This window comes from Halospina sp. K52047b, from assembly GCF_008709855.1.
GTDB lineage: Bacteria > Pseudomonadota > Gammaproteobacteria > Pseudomonadales > Oleiphilaceae > Halospina > Halospina utahensis_B.
Genome location: NZ_VYJH01000009.1, coordinates 1 through 25,446, shown reverse-complemented (window position 1 = coordinate 25,446; position 25,446 = coordinate 1). Strand labels below are relative to the sequence as shown.

22 protein-coding genes are annotated in these 25,446 nt (G+C 59.3%); 10 read left to right on the top strand and 12 right to left on the bottom strand.

Going from position 1 to position 25,446, the window contains the following annotated elements; genetic code table 11:
* Positions 1-30 precede the first annotated feature (30 nt).
* Complete coding sequence (locus F3089_RS11680; RefSeq protein ID WP_151440976.1) at positions 31-690, top strand: hypothetical protein; 660 nt, start codon at positions 31-33, stop codon at positions 688-690.
* A 4-nt stretch (positions 691-694) separates the two neighbouring features.
* Here F3089_RS11680 and F3089_RS11675 read toward each other — a convergent pair whose 3' ends face one another.
* Positions 695-1,315 (bottom strand): YigZ family protein, encoded by a 621-nt coding sequence (locus F3089_RS11675; RefSeq protein ID WP_151440975.1) that lies wholly within the window; start codon positions 1,313-1,315, stop codon positions 695-697.
* Between the two features lie 48 nt (positions 1,316-1,363).
* Here F3089_RS11675 and F3089_RS11670 point away from each other — a divergent pair, with 48 nt between their 5' ends.
* Positions 1,364-2,422: an AI-2E family transporter gene (locus F3089_RS11670; RefSeq protein WP_151440974.1), complete on the top strand. Its 1,059-nt coding sequence runs from the start codon at positions 1,364-1,366 to the stop codon at positions 2,420-2,422.
* Here F3089_RS11670 and F3089_RS11665 read toward each other — a convergent pair.
* The 5 genes from F3089_RS11665 to tkt all read right to left on the bottom strand — a co-directional run bounded on the left by F3089_RS11665 (position 2,410) and on the right by tkt (position 9,660).
* Positions 2,410-4,233: a sensor domain-containing diguanylate cyclase gene (locus F3089_RS11665; protein WP_151440973.1), complete on the bottom strand. Its 1,824-nt coding sequence runs from the start codon at positions 4,231-4,233 to the stop codon at positions 2,410-2,412. The two genes, F3089_RS11670 and F3089_RS11665, sit on opposite strands and share 13 nt — an antisense overlap.
* 64 nt (positions 4,234-4,297) lie before the next feature.
* Positions 4,298-5,362 carry a class II fructose-bisphosphate aldolase gene (gene fba / locus F3089_RS11660; RefSeq protein WP_151440972.1) on the bottom strand — a complete coding sequence of 355 codons (1,065 nt, stop codon included), beginning with the start codon at positions 5,360-5,362 and terminating at the stop codon, positions 4,298-4,300.
* Positions 5,363-5,399: 37 nt separating this feature from the next.
* The gene (locus F3089_RS11655; protein WP_151440971.1) at positions 5,400-6,560 is read right to left on the bottom strand and encodes a phosphoglycerate kinase; all 1,161 of its coding nucleotides are present in this window, start codon (positions 6,558-6,560) and stop codon (positions 5,400-5,402) included.
* Between the two features lie 56 nt (positions 6,561-6,616).
* On the bottom strand, positions 6,617-7,639 hold the full coding sequence (locus F3089_RS11650) for a type I glyceraldehyde-3-phosphate dehydrogenase (RefSeq protein ID WP_151440970.1): 1,023 nt from the start codon (positions 7,637-7,639) through the stop codon (positions 6,617-6,619).
* Positions 7,640-7,653: 14 nt separating this feature from the next.
* Positions 7,654-9,660: a transketolase gene (gene tkt, locus F3089_RS11645; protein ID WP_151440969.1), complete on the bottom strand. Its 2,007-nt coding sequence runs from the start codon at positions 9,658-9,660 to the stop codon at positions 7,654-7,656.
* A gap of 183 nt (positions 9,661-9,843) precedes the next feature.
* Here tkt and F3089_RS11640 point away from each other — a divergent pair, with 183 nt between their 5' ends.
* The 7 genes from F3089_RS11640 (at position 9,844) to F3089_RS11610 (ending at position 18,024) form a co-directional block, all read left to right on the top strand.
* The gene (locus F3089_RS11640; RefSeq protein WP_151440968.1) at positions 9,844-10,836 is read left to right on the top strand and encodes a metalloregulator ArsR/SmtB family transcription factor; all 993 of its coding nucleotides are present in this window, start codon (positions 9,844-9,846) and stop codon (positions 10,834-10,836) included.
* A gap of 54 nt (positions 10,837-10,890) precedes the next feature.
* A complete protein-coding gene (gene metK / locus F3089_RS11635; RefSeq protein WP_151440967.1) occupies positions 10,891-12,078 on the top strand; it encodes a methionine adenosyltransferase in 1,188 nt (395 codons plus the stop codon).
* Positions 12,079-12,156: 78 nt separating this feature from the next.
* Positions 12,157-13,539 (top strand): adenosylhomocysteinase, encoded by a 1,383-nt coding sequence (ahcY, locus tag F3089_RS11630; RefSeq protein ID WP_151440966.1) that lies wholly within the window; start codon positions 12,157-12,159, stop codon positions 13,537-13,539.
* 104 nt (positions 13,540-13,643) lie between these two features.
* Complete coding sequence (gene metF / locus F3089_RS11625; protein WP_151440965.1) at positions 13,644-14,525, top strand: methylenetetrahydrofolate reductase [NAD(P)H]; 882 nt, start codon at positions 13,644-13,646, stop codon at positions 14,523-14,525.
* A 163-nt stretch (positions 14,526-14,688) separates the two neighbouring features.
* Positions 14,689-16,041, top strand: a complete 1,353-nt coding sequence (locus F3089_RS11620; RefSeq protein ID WP_286202763.1) for an adenosylmethionine--8-amino-7-oxononanoate transaminase — start codon at positions 14,689-14,691, stop codon at positions 16,039-16,041.
* 7 nt (positions 16,042-16,048) lie between these two features.
* A complete protein-coding gene (locus F3089_RS11615) occupies positions 16,049-16,798 on the top strand; it encodes a 16S rRNA (uracil(1498)-N(3))-methyltransferase (protein WP_151440964.1) in 750 nt (249 codons plus the stop codon).
* Entirely contained in the window at positions 16,795-18,024 is a 1,230-nt protein-coding gene (locus tag F3089_RS11610; protein ID WP_151440963.1) for a DUF445 domain-containing protein, read from the top strand. Before F3089_RS11615 ends, F3089_RS11610 begins: the two co-directional genes overlap by 4 nt.
* A gap of 17 nt (positions 18,025-18,041) precedes the next feature.
* Here the strand turns inward: F3089_RS11610 and F3089_RS11605 are convergent, their stop codons facing one another.
* The 5 genes from F3089_RS11605 to F3089_RS11590 form a co-directional block, all read right to left on the bottom strand.
* Positions 18,042-20,798 (bottom strand): insulinase family protein, encoded by a 2,757-nt coding sequence (locus tag F3089_RS11605; RefSeq protein WP_151440962.1) that lies wholly within the window; start codon positions 20,796-20,798, stop codon positions 18,042-18,044.
* A 58-nt stretch (positions 20,799-20,856) separates the two neighbouring features.
* Positions 20,857-21,216: a hypothetical protein gene (locus F3089_RS11600; RefSeq protein ID WP_151440961.1), complete on the bottom strand. Its 360-nt coding sequence runs from the start codon at positions 21,214-21,216 to the stop codon at positions 20,857-20,859.
* On the bottom strand, positions 21,179-23,248 hold the full coding sequence (locus F3089_RS11595) for an alpha/beta hydrolase family protein (protein WP_151440960.1): 2,070 nt from the start codon (positions 23,246-23,248) through the stop codon (positions 21,179-21,181). The genes F3089_RS11600 and F3089_RS11595 overlap by 38 nt, the downstream gene beginning before the upstream one ends.
* Positions 23,249-23,395: 147 nt before the next feature.
* The gene (locus F3089_RS15900; protein WP_192497364.1) at positions 23,396-23,545 is read right to left on the bottom strand and encodes a hypothetical protein; all 150 of its coding nucleotides are present in this window, start codon (positions 23,543-23,545) and stop codon (positions 23,396-23,398) included.
* Between the two features lie 122 nt (positions 23,546-23,667).
* Positions 23,668-24,417 (bottom strand): response regulator transcription factor, encoded by a 750-nt coding sequence (locus F3089_RS11590; RefSeq protein WP_151440959.1) that lies wholly within the window; start codon positions 24,415-24,417, stop codon positions 23,668-23,670.
* Between the two features lie 92 nt (positions 24,418-24,509).
* Between F3089_RS11590 and F3089_RS15895 the strand changes: the two genes are divergently transcribed.
* A complete protein-coding gene (locus F3089_RS15895) occupies positions 24,510-24,686 on the top strand; it encodes a hypothetical protein (RefSeq protein WP_192497363.1) in 177 nt (58 codons plus the stop codon).
* A 79-nt stretch (positions 24,687-24,765) separates the two neighbouring features.
* Here F3089_RS15895 and F3089_RS11580 read toward each other — a convergent pair.
* A partial coding sequence (locus F3089_RS11580) for an ATP-grasp domain-containing protein (protein ID WP_225741743.1) occupies positions 24,766-25,446 on the bottom strand: 681 nt, incomplete at its 5' end.

Genomic DNA, 25,446 nt, shown 5'->3' with positions numbered 1-25,446 from the left:
ACCTGAAGTCCGAACTGACCCGGAGGTTCCATGGTCACACCCAAACGCCTGCTGATGGCAGTCACTGTGCTGACGGCGGTAGCCACAGCGCCGCCTCTCGGTGCCCAGGAGAAACCGGACTGGCAGGCCCTGGACCGGGTCATGGCGGACGGTCTGGACAGCGCCCAGACATGGCGCCAGCGCTGGAGCCTGTTCTTTGCCGGTTCCGCTGTGTTCAGCGCTCTCTCCAGTGCCGGCGCCGACACGGACGCGGATGAGTACGACGGACGTGTCCGCGCCATCACCTCAACCCTTGGGCTGCTGGATACCATCATCAAGGCACCGCCCCACCTGTCGGCCTACCGCAGGCACCATGCCATTGACCGCGATGCCCCCGGCGCACTGGCTGACGCCCGCCGTAATGCCAGGGCACTGGCCCAGGCCGAGCAGAGCCGCACGGGCTGGCGCGGGCGCCTGGGTTCGCTGATCGTCAATGGCGGCGCCTATCACGCCATTGCCGAGGAGGATGGCCGCCATGATGACGCGCTGCAGGTGGCTCTGACCGGGATGCTGGTCAACGAAATCAAGCTCTGGACCTTCCCACGGACCATGAGCGAATCCAGTGTGATCGGTATCGGGCAGGCTGCGGTGGAAGTGGAAACGGATGTCTACCTGACGGCCAACGGCATCGGCGCCCATCTGCGCTTCTAGGAAGTTAGAGCTCCGTTACCCCAAGGCCGCGCCCGGCGGCCCATGAGCCGATGGCCTCCCGGGCTGTCGCCGGCACCGACACCCGCACTGAAACGCCCTGCCCATATTCAATGGCCGCCAGCTCGCCGCCCAGCCGCTCCAGTTCCAGCCGCAAAGGCTGCTCATCCGCAAAGCCAATCTCCAGCTGAAGGCTCACCCGCGGCTCCCGATGGTCGACTTCCAGCGACGACAGCACCGCCTCGGCCGCGCCTGCGTAAGCACGCACCAGGCCACCCGCACCCAGCTTCACGCCCCCGAAATAACGGATGACGACCACTGCCACATCCCCGATCCCCTTGTGCTCAATGACATTGAGAATGGGCCGACCCGCCGTGCCCGACGGCTCCCCATCGTCATTCATGGCGGCACTGGTGGCCCTCCCGGGCGCGCCGGTCACATAGGCCCAGCAGTGGTGGCGGGCCTCGGGATGGTCCTGACGCGCCCGTTCGACCAGCGCCAGCGCCTCTTCCCGGCTGGCGGCCGGGGCCGCCCTTGCGATGAAGCGGCTCTTGCGGACCTGCGTTTCCGCCTCGGCTTCGCGGGCCGGAACCGGCCAGGTAACACCGCTGGTTTGTGCATCGGTCATGGGGCGCAGTATCCTCTGCCTTTCATCAATCGGGGAAGGGTCCACACCATGCAGGCACGCCTCGAACAGCGCAGCTTCCTGTTCCTGCTGCTCATTGTCACCGCGCTTTTCCTGTACCTGATGCAGCCGTTCTTCGGCGCCATCTTCTGGGCCTGCGCCATTGCCATCATCTTCTTCCCGGCGCAGCGGTATTTTACACGGCTGTGGGGAGAACGGCCGAATCTGACGGCACTGGCCACGCTCGCGTTCTGCCTGACCATCGTGATCCTGCCGACACTCTTTGTGGCCGCCTCCTTTGTGTTCGAGGGGGTCAACCTGTACCAGCAGATCCAGGCCGGGGAAATCGACCCGCGGGCCTTCATCGACCGCATTGGCGAGACGGTCCCCTTCGTGGGCACGGCCCTTGAATCCTTCGGCGTGGATATCGAATCGCTGCGCGAGCGCGCAGTCAACGCGGTCATGCAGGGCGGACAGTTCTTTGCCCAGTCGGCACTGAACATCGGGCAGAACACCGCCCGCTTTTTCATCCACTTCGGGGTGATGCTCTATCTGGCCTTCTTCCTGCTGCGCGATGGCAGCTACCTGCGCAACCTCATTGGCCAGGCGGTGCCGCTGAGCCGGGAGCGCGAGCAGTTGCTGCTTGGCAAGTTCGCGGAGGTGACCCGCGCCACCATCAAGGGCAACGTGGTCATCGCCGCGATCCAGGGCCTGCTCGGCGGCTTCATCTTCTGGGCTCTGGCGCTGCCGGCAGCGGTGCTTTGGGGCGTGGTCATGGGTGTTCTGTCGCTGATTCCGGCAGTGGGTGCCGGCCTGATCTGGGTACCGGCGGCCATCTACCTGTTCGCCATCGGCAACTGGATCCAATCGGTTGTGCTGGTGCTGTTCGGAACCGTGGTCATCGGGTTGATCGACAACCTGCTGCGGCCCGTCCTGGTCGGGCGCGACACCAAGCTTCCGGACTATATGGTGCTGCTCTCAACCCTCGGCGGGCTGATCCTCTTCGGGATCAACGGCTTCGTGATCGGCCCCCTCATCGCGGCCCTGTTCACCGCCTTCTGGGGTATTTTCATCCGTGATTTCAAACATACCGACAATCAGGAGGCATGAGGCCTGTACACACACACCTGATCCCGCCCTCCGGACTTGGCGCGATACAGCGCCCCGTCCGCCTCGGCCAGAAGCTGCTCAGGCGTGACGGCCTCGGCATCGCGCTGGATGGTGACGCCACCACTGAGCGTCATCCGCAGTGTGACCCCGTCGCAGGAAACCGACGCTGCGGCCACCTCCTGACGGATCCGCTCCAGAACCCGCATCGCGCCCTCCTCATCCGTCTCGGGCAGGATCATGGCGAACTCCTCGCCGCCATACCGGGCCGCCGTGTCCTGGGGTGAGCGCAGATTGGCGTGAATGATCTCGCCCACCATCTTCAGGCACTCATCCCCGGTCTGGTGGCCGTAGGTATCGTTAACCGGCTTGAAGTGATCGATGTCCAGCATGGCCACGGCCATGGACCGCCCGGTGCGCCGTGCCCGTTCCACCTCCTGGCGCAGCTGAGCATCCAGAAAACGGCGGTTGCGCAGCCCTGTCAGCCCATCGGTGACACTCAGCTCGTTCAGCCTCTGGTTGAGTTCCTCCAGCTCCTGGGTGCGTTCCCTGACCCGATCCTCCAACTCCCGGTTGAGTCGCCGCGCCGTCTCCAGAGTTTCGGACTGGGCCTGATAGCGGAGCTGACGCTCAACGTTGATCCGCTGGGCCAGTGCGAACGAAAGCAGTACCACCTCGATGATGGAGCCCAGCTGGGCGGCGTGATCGGTGAAGAAGTTCGACGGCAGTACTCCGCCCTTGGAAAGGGCCAGGATAGCGCCTCCGGCCAGCACGAAAGACCAGGCCATGACGTAATACTTGGCAGTGATCTGGCCCCGATACCAGGCATAGACACCCCCTGCGAAAGCCATAATACAGCCGAGCACCACCAGGGGAATCAGAACCGAAATCAGCACGAAATAGCTGAGAAAGAACGACAGGACCGCACAGATACTACTGGCTGCGATAACCAGCAGGGCGAAGCCATTCAGCCAGCTAGACAGGCGATTCAGCTCCAGAAAACGCCGCGTGAACAGGCCGGCAAAGCCGAGAACCCCGCAAATGAAAATCAGGATCGCCTGATCATTCCACTCCGTCGCCCCCGGCCAGAGATAGCGGAAGCCATAGCCGGTCAGCGACGCCATCAGAAGCGCGATGCTGAACACGAAACCGACGTAGTACAGGTAGTTGCGTTCACCCAGAGCGAAGAACAGAAGAAGGTTGTAGACGCCGATCACCAGAAAGGCGCCAAAGTAGATGCCCTGGAGAGTGTTGGCACTGATGTCATGACTGCGGAAGGTTTCGCGGTCCCAGAGCGTCACGGGCACCTGGACGGAACTGTCGGTACGAACGCGAACGTAGACATCCAGCGTTTCCTTCGGCGCCCACTCAAGGGGCACTACGAAAAAACGGTGATCCACGGGACGCTGGCTGTAGGGGTAATCATGCCCCAGCTGCCAGGAATTGCGCAGTTGGCCCTCGGCCAGCGCATACACCCTCACATCGCCCAGCACCGGGTAGCCAATGGAGAGAAACCGCTCCAGGTCCGTCGTGCCGTCATTGGCAAGACGGACCCGAAGCCACCAGGCGGAATCCGAATAGCCGCGATTGAAGGTGTGGCCGTCGAGGTGTCGCCAGTCATTGCGCCCGCGCACGTCCTTCAGGTCCTGACTGCCCCCCGGATCCTCCAGAAACTGGAGTTCATTCTCGAGCGGCAGCCGGTGATGCTCGCGGATATCCGGGCTCCCGCTGGCGGGAGCAGCCATGAGGGCGCACACCGCCAAGACAAGCAGCGCCACAATGTTGGTCAGACGGATTCCATGCACGGTCAGCATGCATAAAGCCTAAACCAGATTGTGGCGCGATTCACACCCGGCTTTGTGGCATTAACGTCACTGATCAGTTGACCTTCGGGTCAAGCTCACCACTGTCGTAACGGCTGACCATATCCTCAAGCTTGATCGGTGTGATCTTGCTGGCGTTGCCCGCCGTGCCGAAGGCTTCATAGCGCTTCACGCAGACGTCATACATGCCGGCCAGCGCTTCCTTCATGAACTTACGCGGATCAAACTCCGCCGGGTTCTGGGCCAGGAAGCGGCGTACGGAACCGGTTGCGGCCAGGCGCAGGTCGGTGTCGACGTTCACCTTGCGCACACCGTGGCGGATGCCCTCGGCAATCTCCTCCACCGGCACGCCATAGGTCTCCGGGATCTCCCCCCCGTACTCGTTGATGATATCGAGCCACTCCTGGGGTACGGAGGAGGAACCGTGCATCACCAGATGGGTATCCGGAATGCGGGCGTGGATCTCCTTGATCCGGTCGATGGCGAGGATGTCGCCCGTCGGCGGACGGGTGAACTTGTAGGCCCCGTGACTGGTGCCGATGGCGATGGCCAGGGCATCACAGTGGGTATCCTTGACGAACTGTGCCGCCTCTTCCGGGTCCGTCAGCATCTGGTCATGGCTGAGCTTACCGGCCGCGCCCACACCGTCTTCCTCGCCGGCTTCACCGGATTCCAGTGACCCCAGGCAGCCCAGCTCACCTTCCACGGACACGCCGCAGGCATGGGCCATCTCGACGGTCTTACGGGTTACGCCCATGTTGTAGTCGTAATCCATGGGCGTCTTGCCGTCCTCGCCCAGAGAGCCGTCCATCATCACGGACGTGAAACCAAGCTGGATGGCACGCTGGCACACCGCCGGACTGGAACCGTGGTCCTGGTGCACCGCGATCGGGATATGCGGCCATTCCTCGGCCGCCGCTTCCATCAGCCGGCGCAGGAAAGGGGCGCCCGCGTACTTGCGCGCACCGGCGGAGGCCTGAACGATCACCGGGCTGTCCGTCTTGTTCGCCGCCATCATGATGGCGCGCATCTGCTCAAGGTTGTTCACGTTGAACGCTGGAACGCCATAGCCGTGCTCGGCGGCATGGTCGAGCAGCTGTCGCATGGAAATCAGTGCCATGTCGGCCTCTCCTTAATATCAGGTCTGGTAGCGGCGCTCAGGCGCCGCGCTCCTCGAGTACGGCAACGGCCGGCAGCGTCTTGCCCTCTACGAACTCCAGGAAGGCGCCACCGCCGGTCGAAATATAGGAAATCCGGTCGCTGAGACCGAATTCGTCGATTGCGGATACGGTATCACCCCCACCCGCCAGAGAAAACGCATCGCTGCTGGCGATGGCATCGCCGAGCTTGCGGGTGCCATGGGAGAACGCCTCAATCTCGAACACACCCACCGGGCCGTTCCAGATGATGGTCTTCGCCCCCTTGAGCTCCTCGGCCAGGGCCGCGGACGTTTCCGGGCCAATGTCGAGGATCATGTCATCATCGGACACATCCTCCACCTTCTTGGTGGTGGCCTGCGCGCTCTCGGAGACCTCACTGGCCACGACCACGTCGGTGGGCTGGGCAATCTCGACCTTCTCCATCAGCGCCCGGGCCTCATCCAGCATGTCATGCTCACACAGCGACTTACCCACCGGCTTACCACTGGCCGCCAGGAAGGTATTGGTAATGCCACCGCCGACGATCAGTTTATCCACCACCTTCGACAGCTGCTCCAGCACCGTCAGCTTGGTGGACACCTTGGAACCACCCACGATCGCCACCACCGGCTTCTGCGGGTTATCCAGCGCCTTCGTCAGCGCATCCAGCTCCCCCGCCAGCAGTGGCCCGGCGCAGGCCTCCGGCGCAAACTTCGCCACGCCATGGGTTGAAGCCTGGGCCCGGTGCGCCGTGCCGAAAGCATCCATCACGAACACATCACACAGCGCCGCATACTTGCGGGCCAGCGTTTCATCATCCTTCTTCTCGCCCTTGTTGAAGCGCACGTTCTCACACAGGACGACTTCCCCCTCGGCAACCTCAACGCCATCGAGGTAGTCATCCAGAACACGCACATCCTGACCCAGAAGTTCCCCCAGCCGCTTCGCCACCGGCTTGAGGGAATCCTCCTCCGAATACACGCCCTCCTCCGGGCGCCCCAGATGCGACATGAGCATCACCCGCCCACCGGCATCCCGGGCTGCGCGAATCGTCTCCAGCGACGCCCGCAGACGGGCATCCCCTGTCACCTCACCATCCTTGATGGGCACGTTCAGATCCTCCCGGATCAGAACCCGCTTGCCCTTCAGATCCATGTCGGTCATGCGTTTAATGCTCATTGGTGCGATTCCTCAAAAGCGCGATTAACGATGAATTTTCAATACTTTAACCAAAGTCAGTCTTCCCGGAGCAGACCCCAGTACCGAGCCACATCCAGCATCCGATTCGCATACCCCCACTCATTATCAAACCAGCAAAGCACCTTAACCATCCGCCCCCCACTGACCCGGGTCTGCCCCGCATCCACAACCCCGGAGCGCGCATCATGGTTAAAATCCGTACTCGCCAGAAGCTCCTCCGTGTACCCGATGATCCCATCGAGCGACGACGCCGCCGTCTCCGCCAGCACCGCGTTCACCGAATCCGTATCCGTCTGCGAACGCACCGCCACCGTCATATCAATAGCCGACACATTGATGGTCGGCACCCGCACCGCCACGGAACTGAACCGCCCCGCCATGGACGGCAGCAGCCGCTCAATGCCCCGAGCCAGCCCCGTATCAACAGGCACCATGTTATGAAAGGCACTGCGGGTGCGCCGCAGGTCCTGGTGATGGTAGGCATCAATCACCGGCTGATCGTTCATGGCCGAATGGATGGTCGTCGTGGAGCCCTGCTCGATCCCGTAGGCCGCGTCCAGAGTCTGGATGATGGGCACGATGCAGTTGGTGGTGCAGGACGCGTTGGAGACGATGCGATCCCCGGCGCTCAGGGTCTCATGGTTCACCCCGTAGACCAGGGTTGCATCCAGATCCGGATCCCCCGGCTGGGAGAACAGCACCCGGCCAGCACCGGCATCCAGATGCTTCCGACCCTGCTCGCGGGTGGCACCAAGGCCGGTGCAGTCGAGCACCAGATCAACGCCAATCTCACCCCAGGGCAGGTTCTGTGCCTCCGACTCCCGCACGATGCGGATGGGATCACCATCGACCACCAGCCCCTGGCCACTGACATCCACCTGACCGGCAAAACGGCCATGGGTGGTGTCAAAACGGGTCAGGTGCGCGATGGTCTCCGGGTCGGAAAGCTCATTGATAGCAACGACCTGAAGCTGGTCGCGGTAGCCATTCTCATAGAGCGCGCGCAGCAGGCACTGACCGATGCGCCCGTAACCATTGATCGCTACCCGAGCCGGCATCGGTCGCCCTCCGTTCACGCCATGTCGTCCAGCAGGGTCTCGCTGATGGCGAGCAGGTTATCCACGGTGAAGCCGAACGCCTCAAACAGCGGACCGGCCGGCGCCGACTCACCAAAGGTGGTCATACCAAGCACGCGCCCCTCCATGCCCACGTACTTGTACCAGTAGTCGGTAATGCCCGCTTCCACCGCGACACGGCAGGTGACCTCGGCCGGCAGCACCTTCTGACGGTACTCGGCGGGCTGGGCCTCGAACCGGTCCGTGCTGGGCATGGACACCACCCGCACCTGGCGGCCCTGGTCACGCAACTGTATCGCCGCCTCCTGGGCCAGCGCCACTTCCGAGCCGGTGGCAATCAGGATGATCTCCGGGAAGCCGTCGGAATCCGACAGGATGTAGCCCCCGCGCTCGATGTCGGCAAGCTGCTGCTCATCCCGATCCTGATGTGCCAGGGCCTGACGGGTGAACACCAGGGCCGTGGGGCCATCGGTGCGCTCAATGGCAGCCTTCCAGGCCACGGCCGTTTCAACCGTGTCACAGGGGCGCCACAGGCTCATGTTCGGGGTCTGGCGCAGAGTCGCCAGCTGCTCGACCGGCTGATGGGTGGGGCCATCCTCACCCAGACCGATGGAGTCATGGGTATAGACCAGCACGTTACGCTGCTTCATCAGCGCGGCCATGCGTGTGGCATTGCGGGCGTATTCCATGAAGATCAGGAAGGTGGCCACATAGGGCACCACACCACCGTGCAGGGCCATGCCACTGCCAATGGCGGTCATGGCGAACTCGCGCACGCCGTAGTACACGTAGTTGCCACTGGCATCGCCCGCAGTAATCGCCTGACAGTCACTCCAGAGCGTGTTGTTGGAACCGGCAAGGTCCGCCGAGCCCCCCACCAGTTCCGGCAGAACCGGACCGTACGCGTTGAGCGTCTTCTGGGAGGCTTTACGGGTGGCCATGTTCTCGCCCCCCTCCTGGCACTGGCGGATGTAGTCCTGGGCCTTCTGTGAGAAATCAGACGGCAGCTCGCCGGCCAGACGGCGCTTGAGCTCAGCGGCCAGCTCCGGATACGCCTTCTCATAGGCTGCGAAGCGTTCATTCCAGTCCTTCTCAGCCGCCGCGCCGGCCTCGCGGGCATCCCAGGCCTGATACAGGTCATCCGGCACCTCAAAGGCCCCGTGGTTCCAGCCCAGATTCTGGCGGGTCGCCTCAATCTCATCATCGCCCAGCGGCGCCCCGTGACTGCTTTCAGAGCCCGCCTTGCCGGGTGACCCAAAGCCGATCACGGTGCGGCAGCAGATGAGCGTGGGCTGCTCGGTGTTGCCCCGCGCTTTCTCAATCGCGTTTTTCACCGCCTCGGGGTCATGCCCGTCAACGCCCGCAATCACCTGCCAGTTGTAGGCCTCGAAACGCTTGGCCGTGTCATCGGTGAACCAGCCACTGACGTCGCCATCAATGGAAATGCCGTTGTCGTCATAGAACACAACCAGCTTACCCAGCCCCTGTGTTCCCGCCAGCGAGGATGCCTCGTGGGAAATGCCCTCCATCAGGCAACCGTCACCAACCACGCAGTACGTGTGATGGTCGATGACCTCATGGCCGTCGCGATTGAACTGCGCTGCCAGGTTCTTCTCCGCCAGTGCCATGCCCACCGCATTGGCCAGGCCCTGACCGAGCGGCCCGGTGGTGGTCTCAACCCCCGGCGTGTAGCCGTATTCCGGATGCCCCGGGGTACGGGAATGGAGCTGGCGGAACTGCTTCAGATCCTCGATGCCCAGATCGTAGCCGGTGAGATGCAGCAGGCTGTACTGGAGCATGGAACCATGGCCGTTGGAGAGCACGAAGCGATCGCGATCGGGCCAGGACGGGTTGGCCGGGTTGTGCCTGAGGTAATCGTTCCACAGCACCTCGGCAACGTCGGCAAGCCCCATGGGCGCGCCGGGATGGCCGGACTGCGCCTTCTGCACGGCGTCCATACTGAGCGCGCGTACCGCGTTGGCAAGGTCTTTACGCGACGGCATCGGAATTGTCTCCCACTGGCTGATTGGATACAGCCCCACAACGGGGCCGTTTCAAGAGGCGCGTATTTTCACCGATCGCCACCCGATTGAGCAAATGTCATCCGACCTTTGACGCAACGCTATATCAATTTTTTTTGATATAGCTGTTGACCCCGGTTCAGACCCGACCGTAAAGTAGGGGCAATGAATTCAACGGCACACGTCAAATCCGCAGATACCGAAACAGCGCTGCACACGCTGGGGAGCCTCTACAAGGCCGCCGGCGACCCGCTGAGACTCGATATCCTCCGGGTCCTGCAGCGAGACACCTTCGGAGTCATGGAACTGTGCCGGCTCTTTAACATGCGCCAGTCCGGCATGAGCCATCACCTCAAGGTGCTGACCCAGGCCGGACTGCTTGAACCCCAGCGGGAAGGCAACGCCACCTTCTACCGGCGTCCACTGCTTCGGGTCGGAGACGAACCCCGCTACACCGCGGTTCGCTCGGTCTTCGAGGCCGTGGACCAGATCCAGCTCACCGAGGAACTGCTGGACCGGATCCGCACGATACGGCGTCAACGCTCGGAACAGTCCCAGGTCTTTTTCGCGCGTTACGCCCGTCACTTCCGGGAGCAGCAGGAGCTGATCGCCAATCACCAGCGCTATGCGCAGCCAGTGGCGGAACTCGTCCACCGGCGTTACGCCTGCGACGGCAGCGGTAACGCGCTGGAGATCGGGCCGGGTGAAGGCCCCTTCCTGCCGGTTCTGGCGAACTGCTTCGGCGAGGTGGTGGCGGTGGACAACGTCCAGGCCATGCTCGACCGCGCCGGGCAGTTCTGCGAACAGCAGGCACTCACCAACGTGCGCCTGGTGCACGGGGAGTGTCCTGATGTGATTGAACGCGGGGAAACGTTCAATCTTGTGGTGGCCAACATGGTGCTGCACCACGTCGCCAGCCCCGCGAACATCTTCCGCGACAGCGCCCAGCTGCTGAAACCCGGCGGCCGAATGATTGTCAGTGAACTCTGCCGGCACGAACAGAGCTGGGTCAGGGATAACTGCGGCGATATCTGGCAGGGCTTTGAGCCGGAAGAGCTCACGGGATGGGCAGAAGACGCTGGCCTGAAACAGGGCGAAACCCTGTTCATCGGCCTGCGCAATGGTTTTCAGATCCAGGTCAGGGAATTTACGGGCTAGCGAACCGGCTTCCCAATATGACCTTTAACCACCTTCAAAAGGAGGAAAGCAAGCATGAGTGACTACAGTCTCTTTACATCCGAGTCGGTAACAGCCGGCCACCCGGACAAGCTGTCCGACGCCGTATCCGATGCCATTCTTGACCGCATTCTCCAGGACGACCCCTATGCGCGTGTCGCCTGTGAGACTGTCGTCAAGACTGGCATGTGCCTGATCGCTGGCGAAATCACCACCAACACCAACGTTGAGTTCGAAGAAGTGGCGCGTAAAGCGATCACCGACATCGGCTACAACCACTCCGACGTTGGCTTCGACGGCAACACCTGTGCCTTCATCAACGTTGTCGGCAAGCAGTCCGTCGACATCGCCCAGGGCGTTGACCGCTCCAAGCCGGAAGACCAGGGCGCTGGCGACCAGGGCCTGATGTTCGGCTACGCCTGCAACGAGACCGACGTGCTGATGCCGGCTCCGATCTGCTACGCGCACCGTATGTGTGAGAAGCAGGCCGAGCTGCTGCAGAGCAACAAGCTTGACTGGCTGCGTCCGGACGCCAAGAGTCAGGTGAGCTGCCGTTATGAAGACGGCAAGGTAACCGGCATCGACGCCGTTGTCCTTTCCACACAGCACAGCCCGGATGTTTCCCTGGAGCAGCTGCGTGAAGCGGTCATGGAAGAGATCGTGAAGGACGTGATCCCGTCCGAACTGATCCACAACGACACCAAGTTCCACATCAACCCGACCGGCAACTTCGAAATCGGTGGCCCGGTAGGCGATGCTGGCCTGACAGGTCGTAAGATCATCGTTGACACCTACGGTGGCATGGCTCGCCACGGTGGCGGCGCCTTCTCCGGTAAGGATCCGTCCAAGGTCGACCGCTCCGCTGCCTACGCTGGCCGTTACGTAGCGAAGAACGTCGTAGCCGCTGGCCTGGCCGACAAGTGCGAGATCCAGATCTCCTACGCCATCGGCGTTGCCGAGCCGACATCGATCTCCATCAACACCTTCGGTACCGGCAAGATGGATGACCGCAAGATCGAGCAGCTGGTCCGCAAGACCTTTGATCTGCGTCCCTATGCACTGACCAAGCAACTGGATCTGCTGCATCCGATGTACCGCGACACAGCCGCGTACGGTCACTTCGGCCGCAAGCCGGAACAGAAGACCGTCAATGGCCAGACCTTCACTACCTTCCCCTGGGAAAAGACCGACAAGGCGGAAGAACTGAAGGCTGCAGCCAAGTAAACCTCTGCCACACAGGGCCGGCCGCCGGCTGGCCCTGTTGCACAACCGAATTACCCATATGAATCAGGAGTATTAACAATGCCTTTGGACAGTAATTTTACTGACTACAAAGTAGCCGACATCGACCTTGCCGGCTGGGGCCGCAAGGAAATCGCCATCGCCGAGAGCGAAATGCCCGCTCTGATCAAGCTGCGCGAAAAGTATCGCAACCAGCAGCCGCTGAAAGGCGCGAACGTAATGGGCTGCATCCACATGACCGTACAGACGGCCGTGCTGATCGAGACCCTGACCGCGCTGGGCGCCAACGTCCGCTGGTCCTCCTGCAACATCTTCTCCACCCAGGACCAGGCCGCTGCCGCCATCGCCGCTACCGGCGTTCCGGTATTCGCCTGGAAGGGTGAGACCGAAGAAGAGTACGAGTGGTGCATCGAGCGCACCATCGGTGCTGACGTTGACGGCTGGGAACCGAACATGATCCTGGACGACGGCGGTGACCTGACCGAGATGCTGCACGAGAAGTATCCGGAAATCCTCAAGAACTGCCACGGCATCTCCGAGGAAACCACCACGGGCGTTCACCGTCTCGAGCACATGATCGAAGAAGGCAGCCTCAAGGTGCCGGCGATCAACGTGAACGACTCGGTCACCAAGTCCAAGAACGACAACAAGTACGGCTGCCGTCACAGCCTGAACGACGCACTGAAGCGCTCACTTGACCACCTGATGTCCGGCAAGAAAGCCCTGGTCATCGGCTATGGCGACGTCGGCAAGGGCTCCGCGCAGTCACTGCGTCAGGAAGGCATGATCGTTCGCATCTCCGAGATCGACCCGATCTGTGCCATGCAGGCGTGCATGGACGGCTACGAAGTGGTTTCTCCCTACCTCAATGGCGAGAACACTGGCAAGGCCGACAGCATCAACAAGCAGCTGCTGCAGGACACTGACGTTCTGGTAACCACCACCGGTAACGTGGACGTGTGCGACAAGCACATGCTCGCCGCGGTCAAGTCCGGCGCCATCGTCTGCAACATCGGTCACTTCGACAACGAGATCGATACCGCGTTCATGCGCGAGAACTGGGAATGGGACGAGATCAAGCCGCAGGTTCACAAGATCTATCGTGACAAATCCAAGGACGATCACATCTTCCTGCTGGCTGAAGGCCGCCTGGTTAACCTGGGTAACGCGACAGGCCACCCGTCACGCATCATGGACGGCTCCTTCGCCAACCAGGTTGCAGCTCAGATGTACCTGTTCGAGCGCAAGTTCGCCGATCTGCCGGAAGACAAGAAGAAGGACAACCTCTACGTCCGCGTCCTGCCGAAGGAACTGGACGAAGAAGTTGCCCAGTACATGGTCGAAGGCTTTGGCGGCACCATTACCCGCATGACCAAGGAACAGTCCGACTACGTTGGCGTTCCGGTTCACGGGCCGTTCAAGGCGGAAGCCTACAAGTACTGATCCCACGCGGATTCATCAAGGCGACAGCCGGGGTCTTCGGGCCCCGGCTTTCCCGGTTCTGAATCAGTGATTGACCGGGCCAGGCGCCCGAAAGGAACAGATTCATGAAAAGTCAGAAGCAGTTCAAGCGACGTTTCAGCTTTGAGTTCTTCCCTCCGAAGAGCGACAAAGGCGCTGAGACTCTGCACCAGACGCGCGACAAGCTCGCGACGCTCAACCCTGAATTCTTCTCGGTCACCTTCGGTGCCGGCGGCTCCACCCGCGAAGGCACCAAGAACACGGTGATCGAGCTCAACCAGAAAGGCATCTCGACCGCACCGCACCTGTCGTGCGTCGGTTCCGACAAGGCCATCATCTCCGACCTTCTCGACGCCTATAAGGAAGGCGGCGTGGAACGGATCGTGGCCCTGCGCGGTGATATCCCCTCCGGCATGGGCAACACCGGCTATGGCGAGATGCGTTATGCCAACGAGTTGGTGGAATACATCCGCGAGCACAGTGGCGATCATTTCTCCCTGGAAGTGGCGGCCTACCCGGAGTTCCACCCGCAGGCGCAGAGCGCCGAGGCGGACCTGATGAACTTCAAGCGCAAGGTCGAGGCCGGCGCCAACAGTGCCATCACCCAGTACTTCTTCAACGTCGAGAGTTACTTCCACTTCATCGACCGGCTGGAGAAGATGGGCGTGGACATTCCGGTGGTTCCCGGCATCATGCCGATCGTGAACTTCCAGAAGGTGGTCCAGTTCAGCGAGATGTGCGGCGCAGATGTTCCCCGCTGGATCCGCAAGCAGATGGAAGCCTACGGTGACGACACCGACTCCATCAAGAAGTTCGGCGAGGAAGTGGTCACGCGCATGTGCGAGCAGCTGCTCGACGCCGGCGCACCGGGCCTGCACTTCTACACGCTGAACCAGGCGGATCCCAGCATGCGCATCTGGAAAAACCTCGGCCTCGACAACGAGGTACAGGAAAAGATCGCATTCTGAACACCGCCCTTCCATGTAGGAGCAGCCATGGCTGCGATCCGGTCGCGGCTATAGCCGCTCCTACATCCTCTCCCCGTCATTACAGCCCTTCCATGCCCGGCCCCCGGCCCGTATCATCACTCCCCCACTGATGATTCTGTAAACGATCCACCGGGAGGCAGTCGTGACATCCAACCGCGAGATGATCGAGCGTGACCTTAAGGCCGTCTGGCACCCCTGCACCCAGATGAAGGACCACGAGACGCTCCCACTCATTCCGTTCAAGCGCGGTGAAGGCGTCTGGCTCTACGACTTTGACGGCAACCGCTACATCGATGCGGTCAGCTCCTGGTGGGTGAACCTGTTCGGGCATGCCAACCCGCGCATCAACGAGGCCATCAACCAGCAGACCCAGCAGCTTGAGCACGCCATGCTTGCCGGCTTTACCCATGAACCGGTGATCGACCTGTCGGAACGCCTGATCGATGTGACGCCCGAAGGACTCAACCGCTGTTTCTATGCGGACAACGGCTCCTCGGCCATCGAGGTGGCGCTCAAGATGAGCTACCACTATTTCCGCAACACTGGAAAGCCCGAAAAGAAGAACTTCATCAACATCTCCAACAGCTACCACGGCGAGACCCTTGGCGCACTCGCCCTGAGCGATGTGGGCCTTTACCGCGAGACCTACGAACCGCTGCTGATGGAGATGCTCACCGCCCCGGCCCCGGACGCCTTCTACCGCGAGAAGGGCGAGAGCTGGGAGGATTACGCCCTGCGCCAGTTTGAGCACATGGAAAAGCTCATGGCCGAGAACGCGGACAACGTCTGCGCCGTCATCGTCGAGCCGCTGGTTCAGTGCGCCGGCCATATGCGCATGTACGACCCCATCTACCTGAAGAAGCTGCGCGAGGCCTGTGACCGCTACAACATCCACCTGATCGCGGACGAGATCGCCGTGGGCTTCGGCCGCACCGGCACCCTCTTCGCCTGCGAGCAGGCCGGCATCTCACCGGATTTCATGTGCCTGTCCAAGGGCCTGACCGCCGGCTACCTGCCACTGTCGATCACAATGACCACGGACGACGTCTTCGAGGCCTTCTACGATGACTTCGAAACCATGAAGGCGTTCCTTCACTCACACAGCTACACCGGCAACCCCATCGGCTGCGCCGTGGCACGGGCAACCCTGGACATCTTCCGGGATGACAACGTCATCGAGAGCAATCGTGAGAAAGCCCGGATCATGGGCGAGAGCGTGGAACACCTGCGCGAGCACCCGCACGTGGGCGATATCCGCCAGCACGGCATGATCCTCGCCATGGAGCTGGTCAAGGACAAAGCCACCATGGAGCCCTTCCCCTGGCAGGAACGCCGCGGGCTGCGCGTCTACCAGCACTCCATCACCCGCGAGGCACTGCTGCGGCCGCTGGGCAACGTCACCTATTTCATGCCGCCCTACGTGATCAATGAGGACCAGATCCGGCACCTGGCCACCGTGGCCACCGAAGGCATCGACAAGGCCACCAGGGACTGAGGCACTGATGCGGATACCGCGGATCCACACCCCGGAGACTCTGGCGTCGGGCGAGCACATCCTTGCCGGTAACGCCGCCCATCACGCCGGTACTGTCCTGCGCATGAATGCAGGCGACCGAGTGGTGCTGTTCAACGGTGACGGACTGGACTACCCGGCGGAAATCCTCGAGGTCGGCCGCAAGCGGCTCACCGTACACGTTGAGTCGCCCCATGACCCCGGCACCGAATCCCCGCTGGCCATCACCCTGGGTCAGGTCATGTCCCGGGGTGATCGCATGGATTACGCCATCCAGAAGGCCACCGAGATGGGTGTGACCGCCATCCAGCCTCTGGACAGCGCCCGCTGCGAGGTGCGGCTCAACCCGGAACGTGAGCGCAAGCGCCTGAAGAACTGGCAGCAGGTGGCAATCAGCGCCGCTGAACAGTGTGGCCGCGCCCGGATACCGACGATCCATTCCCCCATGAAACTGGCCGACTGGCTCACGCACTGTGACGACGCTATCCGGCTCGTCCTTCACCATGAAGGCCAGCCGGTCCGCAGCCAGGACACCGCGCCCACTTCGGTTGCCCTGCTCATTGGCCCGGAAGGCGGGCTGGATGATTCCGAGCTCGATGCCGCCGCGGCGGCGGGCTTCGCGCCCCTGGCCCTGGGCCCACGGGTACTGCGCACTGAAACCGCGCCGGTGGCTGCCATTGGCCTGTGCCAGTGGCTGTGGGGCGACTTCCATTCCTCCGGTAAGGAAACTGCTGAATGACGGACCTGCTCACCAACCCGGAATTCTGGAAATACCTGAGCATCCCGGTGATCGCCGCGCTCATCGGCTGGATCACCAACTGGATGGCGATCAAGCTCACCTTCTACCCCAAGGAATTCATCGGCATCCGCCCCTTCCTGGGCTGGCAGGGCATCATTCCCTCCAAGGCCGAAAAGATGGCCCGCATTGCCGTGGACTCCACCATCGCCAAGATCGGCACCGTCCAGGAGATCTTCGAGTACATCGACCCACGCGTTCTGACCCAGTACATCGTGGACCACACCGTGCCACGCACCGACGAATACGTGGACGAGATCATGCTCGCCGAACACCCCACTTTCTGGGAAAACCTGCCCCAGAAAGCACGGGAAATGATCTACCAGCGGGTCCGGGACCGTTCCCCCGAACTGGTGGACAACCTGGTTGATGACTTCTCCAACAACGCCGAGGATCTGCTCGACATCCAGAACATGGTGGTCACCCAGCTGGGCGAGGACCGCTCCCTGCTCAACCGTATCTTCCTCGAATGCGGCGAGAAGGAATTCCGCTTCATCATCAACTCCGGGCTCTACTTCGGCTTCGCCTTCGGCATCATCCAGATGATCGTCTGGTACTATTTCCAGGCCGGCTGGATCCTGCCCTTCTTCGGGCTTCTGGTGGGCTGGGCCACCAACTGGATCGCGCTCAATTTCATCTTCCGCCCGCTCTACCCCGTGAAGATCGGCCCCTTCCGACTGCAGGGCCAGTTCCTGCGCCGTCAGCCCGAGGTGGCCCAATCCTTCTGCCACATTGTCACCCACGAGATCCTGACCGTGGGCAACCTGGTGGATGCCATTCTCAATGGCCCGAAAGCCGACCGGGCCCGCAACCTGGTGCGCAAGCACATGAAAAAGCTGGTGGATGAGACCGCCGGCATGGGCAAGGCCTTCACCCAGATGGCTTTCGGCCCCACCTCCTTCGCCAACCTCAAGCAGCGCGTGGGCGATCTGTCCATCGAAATCGCGAGCGAAACCTTCGACGACCCCATGTTCGCCAACGACCGGGCCGCCGCCGTGGAGGACATCATGCGCCGGCGCATGGAGGAACTCTCACCCGCGGAATTCCAGGAGCTGCTGCGCCCCTGTTTCCAGGAGGACGAGATCAAGCTGATCGCCGCCGGCGCTGCCCTGGGCTTCCTCGCCGGCCTGGCGCAGCTGACCTTTATCTTCGGGGCGACGATGTTCTAGGCATCCCGTCCGCTCAATCAGGTTTCGGTGGTTCTTACGAGAACTGTGGCTTCATCGTCCAGCAGCAACTCACGGGCAAAACCGGCAAGGTCATCAGGTGTGAGTGCTTTAAGCTCAGCCTGCGCCTTGCCAAGCTCATCCACAGGTTTCCCGAAACGCCGAATATCCATCCACCAATACTGACTGTAGCTGCTCAACCGTTCTTTCGGAGTCTGCAGTTGACTGAGCACACCCTGCCGATAGGTTTCAAAATCCGACTCGGCCATCTCTTCAAGCTCCACGACAAACTTCTCCAGCTCTGACTCCAGACGCTTGCGGATTTTCCCGGGTGCAACGCCCGGAGCCTGGATACCAAACACTGGACCATGATTCAGGTAGTCCTCGTTGGAGCTCGCAAAAGCCACATAGCCCATGGGCTGCTTATCCCTGACAGCCGAAAAAAGATGTTCATTCAGCATTTGAGCAAGTATCGCCATTTCGGCTGAATTCTCTGCATCCAATGGCTGGCGGGCATAGTAAACAGCCGCACTGTTTTTCCCTGAAATGGACTCGGACTCTTCCGTGGTAACGTCCGCCTCTCCAACAGGCTCTGCCCTAACCCCCATGGTCCCAAAATCACTGCCAAGGCCCTGAGCCAGTAAATCCGTCATGGAGCGGGCACTGTCACGGTCGTAGTTGCCATGAAGCAGGACTTCTACCGAGGGCTGATCCCACAGTCGTTCATGAAACTCCTCGACCTGATTCACCGTTAACGATTCCGCCACCTCCAATTCCGCCTCAGGCATCGACTGCCTTGGATGTGTATCCGCCCTGAGCGATACCAGAAGTCTCCGGACAGGCTGGAAATTACGGTATTGATTGACCTGTTGCTCAAACCCCGCCAGCGCCTTGCTCAGTTGTGCTTCGGTCACCTCCAGGTTCCTGATCGTCTTCAGCACGTCCTTGACAAACGACTGCTGCTTGCCTGTAAACCCATAAATTCGAAGGCCGATACCATGATTGGTGCGCATGGCCGATACTGAGAGTCCCGCCTTTTCCCCTTTCTGTACCAGGGGGTTCAGGGCCTCATTGATCAACATGGAATAGATCCCGGTTTTTACAGCACCGTGTTCAGCCTCATAGGCGACCGGGTGATCCAGCGCAATAAACACCGCTCCCTTGGGACTCTGGAACAGCTGGTCCTGCAGAAACCAGACATCAAACCCTTCCCGGTCCTCAGTCATTGGAAGTAACCGCGGCCTATCCTGATCCAGGTTGCGATCAACAACAGAGTGGTCATCCTGGATGTAGGGGTTCTCCATGGACTCGATACGGAACTCTGGCGCCTCCTCAAGTGCCAGCCATTGCTGCAGCTTCTCCCTGCCCGGGGCCTGGGTCTCAAAAGTGGCGCTTGAGTAGGCATCCTCCTGAGACCAGGACTCGCCGGGGATGTACGCGGTAACAACCATGTTCGCCGGCCTGAGCTGATCCAGGGCTTCTCGTATTACACCCTCATCGTATTGCTGCATCAGGGCGGGGCCAGAAAGAGCCGATTCCGGCTCATAGCGTTGCAGAGCAGCTGCCAGGCTGGCCACATAATTCAGTGCCGGCGCCTTTTCCGAATTGTGGAACGCCTCGCGGGCCGAACGTTGTTGTTCCGCGTAAAGCGCCTCGCTTACCCCTTCCTTTCGAATCCGGCCAAGGTAATCATGAATCATCGCTGTAATAGCTTTCCGCTTCTCCAGCCCCTTATCCGTGAGTGAAAGGATTATATCGAAGGTCGCATACTGCTCCGCATTTACACGATGCGAAGCACCCAGATCACTGATCCAGCCGCGTTCCCGAAGACCCTCCCGCAAACGATTTTCCTGTTTGCTGGTAATCAGGTCAGCAATGTAGCCATAGGGCAGCACACGATGGGATTCATGGGGCGGCTCCACCGGGAACGACAGGACCATGCGAGGATCCGAACCTTCCCCGCTGACCCGGACCCACCGTGGGGTCTGCTGTGATGACAGTAAAGGTGGCAGATCCGTTTCAGGGGCACTTCCTTCCGGAATATCATCAAAAAGCGTTTCTATCCGATCGCGCAATGCGTCCACCGATGCCGCCCCCTGCACCACAAGCTTCATGTCGTCGGCACGGTAATGCATTTCAAACAGAGCGTTCAGTTCATCCATCAGCGTGCCCCGCTCCACCATCTCGAAGCTGGCACGGTTCCCCATATTGAACCCTGAAAAGGGGTGAGTGGGGTTCACCACCTTCCGGAACACAGACAGCTCCTCCCAGCGCTGCTGGCCCTTTTGCCCGTCATATTCGTGCTGAATGATCTGGATCTCCCGACCCACATCCTTCGGATCCAGTGTCGGGTTGGAGAGAAAATCGGAAAAGCGTTTCAGTGCCTCATCCAGAGCGGTAGACTGGACCTGGAAGAAGAAGGAACTGTGATCGGACGCTGTATAGCCGTTATAGCGCCCTCCCTGGCGACTGATGAATTCACTGAACCCACCTCTTTCGGGATACGCCTCCGAGCCTGAAAACACCATATGCTCAAGAAGGTGGGCCAAACCAGGCACTTTATCCGGGTCATCGTCACTGCCCACATCAACGGACATAGCGGCCCCAGCCGTCTCGGCCTCTGGATCGGAGACCACCATCACTCCCAGTCCATTATCCAGCTCAAAGCTGGCATGGGCGCGATCGTCCGAATCGGGGATTGTAACCTCGGCATGGCCCGGAAGTGCGAGGGTACATGCGAGGGACGCGATAGGAAAGATCTGTTTCAGATTCATCATGAACTCCCTTTATACAGATTGACTGAATTTCCATTTCCAGCAGGCATCGAAGCTGTGACTATTCTTCTTTCTCGAACCGGTCCGGAATCTCCAAGAGATGGGAATCCAGCAGTTTTTCCGTTCGCAAATGATCATCAATATGCTGGTTCGGGTGCCTTTTTGTAGGCCCTTGCGGTGTTTCTTCAGGACCAGCCCTGAGTTTGTGCCGCGCCCGCCCCAGTTCATCCGCTTCATCTGTCTGCTTCTCCTGCCCCCTCTTCTCCTCATTACCAATAACCGAGGGGGCGACTAAAAGCAGACAAATACTAAAGGCCGCTGTTGATACGTATGCGTGCATTCCAGCATCCTCTTTAACCTCTTTCTCGGAATACAAAAAGTCCTTAGCCAAAACCGGGACAGCCAGAAGAATCAAGATCATTCGGCTCTACAGTCAGTTCCTTAATGCGTTCAGCCGCGTAATCAGGCATATCCTTTTGGTAGCGACCGCCCAGATGATCGGCTAGAAAAGCTTCAATTCGTGTATAAAGGGCCACTTGATTCTCTTTGAGTTGAAATGTATGCCCCTCATCATTTGCCAATAGATACTCTACTATTTCTCCCTGTTCTTTGAGAACATGCGCCATCTGGGCAGACTCACACTTATTGACGCGAGAATCTTTTCCGCCGTGAGCAAGGAGTAACGGTGCTTCTATTTGGTCCGCATTCAGATAAGGGGAAACGGCTCGCAATGCTTTTCGTCCCCGCTTCGTAGAAACATCACCGACGCGTCTTCGGAGTTTGAAGCGGTAGACTCCTTCTTGCGAGCCAAGGTGCGTCACTAGATTTGAGGGGCCACTGACACTGATTCCACATTGGTATAAGTCAGGCATGAAGGCCAAACCCGCCATCGCCGCGTAGCCTCCATACGACTTTCCCATAATGCAGATTCGATCCGGATCAGCGATGTCCTGTTCAATCAGATACCGCACACCATCAGTAATGTCATCCTGCATCGCCCGCCCCCATTCCCGATTACCTGAATTTAGGAACTGTTTACCAAACCCCTTGGAACCCCTGAAATTAGGTTGAAAAACTGCATATCCGCGGTTCGCCAGAAACTGAACTTCAGCGTTGAACCCCCATGAATCACGAGCCCAGGGACCACCGTGGATTAACACAACTACGGGTAGGTTTTTCGGATGCTTTCCTTTAGGGAGGGTCATGTATGCAGGGATTTCCATTCCATCCCGGGCCTCAAACTCAATCTTTTTCATACTGGCCAGATGTTCGGATGGGAGGTCTGTCCGGTCTTCCAGGCGTTTAAGTGTCATGGAATTTCCATCGAGCAGATAGGTTTTGCCGGCGTTTACGTCCCCGCTTACTTCAACCAAAGTGAGCCATTTTCGGGAAGATTGGGGTGTCAGCCGAATGTTCCCTTTCGGAAACTTCTCTCTCAAGAACGCCAGCACTTCCTTCATCTCCGGTGTATGGCCGTACCATTGCATCCCAGCACCCCGATCATACGCGGTAGCCAGTAGTTGCCCGTTACGTTCACTGAAGACGGCATCCTTAAGGTCGACCCTATTCATAGGATCCTGATGTACCAACCTACTCCTTCCCGTTTCCATATCCACGCGAAAAAGTGCAGATAGATCCCTTTTGCCCCCTTTATTACTTTTTACATAAAGACCGCCTTCTCCATTCGCGAAGCTGAGAGGATCACAAATTTCCGCCCAATCACAGTGGTAGAAGCCATCACCCAGTTTATTGCCACCTTCAACGCGAACAAGATCAATACTGCCATCATGGTTCTGGCGGCGAGCCATCCTAACCGACCCTTCAGGACCCACACCCAAAAGGTCGACTTGTGCATTCGCTTCGACCTCAAGGGTACGATTCCCTGTCCTAAGATTGATGCTATACAAGTCAAAGTTTCCAACAGAACCGGTGTTTTCAATCGCGACAATCACCTCTTCCGGAGTATTTCGTGGCATTGCTATAACGGAGCTTTCAAGTCCAGCGGGCGTTAGGGCCCTAACCTTGGGTTTCTCGGAGTCTTCACCTACCTCCTGGGGCGCCTTAACAACGTGTACCCGGCGGCCACCGCCTTCCTTTCCATAAGTTTCAAAAATGACATACCGCCCCTCACGTGCCCAGCTATAGGTGGTTGCCGTCATACTATCCGGCGTTATCGCCTGCCAATCGGGCTGATGGAAAGGAAGTCCATCATTCTTGATTTGGCTTATAACGATTCGGCCAAACATATTTCCAAGCAGATAATGCCCATCGGGTGAAACCTTTCGCGTGTCTTCGGTTTCACCTTTAACACCATCGGAAAAACGATTGACAAAAAATACGCGGTCAATCAAAGGCACTTGCCTATTCGTTCCTTCCCTGAAATTTAGACTACGTCCAGGTATTGATTGGCATTGGGTCATTGCCAAAAACAGCATTACAATAACCAGCTGCATGGATATTCGAAACACTCTGCTACCTCATTAGCAGATTAAAACTTAATTCTTGAAATATCTGATGCGCCGGAACAACAATAGGAGCATTGTCGCACCGGCGCTTAAAAGCCAAATCATGGCTTCTTTCAGCCCGTCAACTATCTTTCATTAATCGACAGGAATAGGTTCATAGGTTCCGGGGATAGGATACAAATCATTCATATCCAGAGTATCCCCAATGTAAACATTACCTCCACCGATAGGCTCCAGAGCACCGCCTGATACAACTTCCACTTCCGCTTCACTCAATTTACGCATTGTTATGTCCTCTTTTATGTTTCATTTCAGATGGATGATGAGCGCTCATCGGGATCAACACTAGCAACCGCCCCAATGCCTGGGTACTGTCAAAATTACTTGTTTTGCAGCTCCCTGAGCACTCATTCGTCCATCAGAATATTCAACCTCTGTACCGCCACAATGGCTTCCTGACGACTACGCACCTCAAGCTTTCGGTAAATGTTATGCAGGTGCCAACTCACGGTACGCTCGGAAACACTCAGGGCGTGAGCAATTCTCGCGGTGCTTCTCCCTTCCACAAGAAGGCTCAGGATCGCCCGTTGACGGCGTGTCAGGGTGAATTCCTGAAGTCTAGACTCGTCGTGTTTTTCATCGCTCTGCCACCCTTCGACAAGAGCATTCAATACTGGAAGACTGCATTCAAAAAGGCGGACTCGCTCCGGTTCATCAAGAAGACCACTGGAATCAATCTGCGTTACTACTGCGGAATAACCACCCTGCTCATCAGGCTTGTAGCAAAAGCCCTTAAGGTTCCGGTTCCCTGAATAAACCCTGAAGGCGGGAGAGTCCGATCGTTCTCCGACTTCTTCTGAGAGGAAAGTTGAGTAAGCCCCAAACAGATAGTCTGTGTCGATCGCGTTCTGATCCGGATCCTGCACCGACTCAACCTGAATCCCTGACTTTTCATCAGGAATCACCAAAAAACAGTTAAGGTCCCGGCTATCAGTCAGTTCTCCCGGTATTACCTTCCACCACCACACCAAACACCGGTTGAAAGGCGTCAACTCATTGAAGTCCTGCAATATTCGGTGCGCATCCTGCTCCAGGACGCTGTCTGCGACGTCCGTTATCAGCTTCTGGGCTGCGGTCCAACCATCCCTGTCTGCCATACCCCCTCCTTCTGAAAGGATTCAAGATGAAGCTCAGTACGATGCAGAGCCTCACAAAACCGGATTGGAAAAGGCCGCTACATGACTGACTGATGAGCGACCTGTACGCTCAACGCTCCGGGGAACTTCCCTCTCCCCGGAACCGGAACGACTCAGAAGGAGCCGCCTTCCTCGCCCACGGCCATGGTGGTATACCGACCACCACCTCCTTCTTCTCCAACAGCGAGTGTCGTCGCTCGACCGTCTCCCCCTTCCTCGCCGAGGGCTAGGGTAGTCGGCTCGGGGTTTACCCCGTCTTGCAGCGAAAGGCCTCCACTGACCTGCTCTACTTCCTCCGAAGTCAGCTCCTTATCGATACCGAACACGTGTTTCATCGTTACCTCCTTGCAAAGGCGTTTCCGTGTGAATGTCGCATCCCTCCGGCCGCCCGGACTCGGCAACTACAAGCTCATCCGCAAGTAGCGCCGCAACGTCCAGATCGGTCGTTCTGGAAAGCCCCACAAACATGGGGCTCGGGTTCGCCTCCAGAAAGTAATGTTTCCCTTCGCTGTCTACGCGCCAGTCTATTGCTGTCCATCGCATGGCCAGTTCCCGGCAGATCTGTCTGGACCAGCGAGCCACCTGGTCAGGCGTCTCCCGTTGCCGGATCTGGTGAGTGGGATCCAGGCGAAAGTCGAGCGTCTTAGCCAGGATTTCCACCGAGAAGACTTTCTCCCCAACCACAAATGTCCTCAGATTTGTCCCTTCGATACAACGCTGAAGGGTAACGGGGCTGAACGAGAAGACCCGGTCAAGCCGTTCAGCATCCATCAAGTACGGCTCAATCACCTGGGCTTCGGAACCACCGAAAACGGGTTTGTGGATGCCATTCTCTATTCTCCGATGGAAGTGGAGAGCGCCCGCAACATCATTGGTCATCAAGGTTTCAGGAACCGGAACCCCCAGCCCAGCAACGGCCCGCATCTGCACCGGCTTCAGTTTATGCATGGCCCACGCGTGATATCCGTTGAACCATCGGGGCCCTTCTTT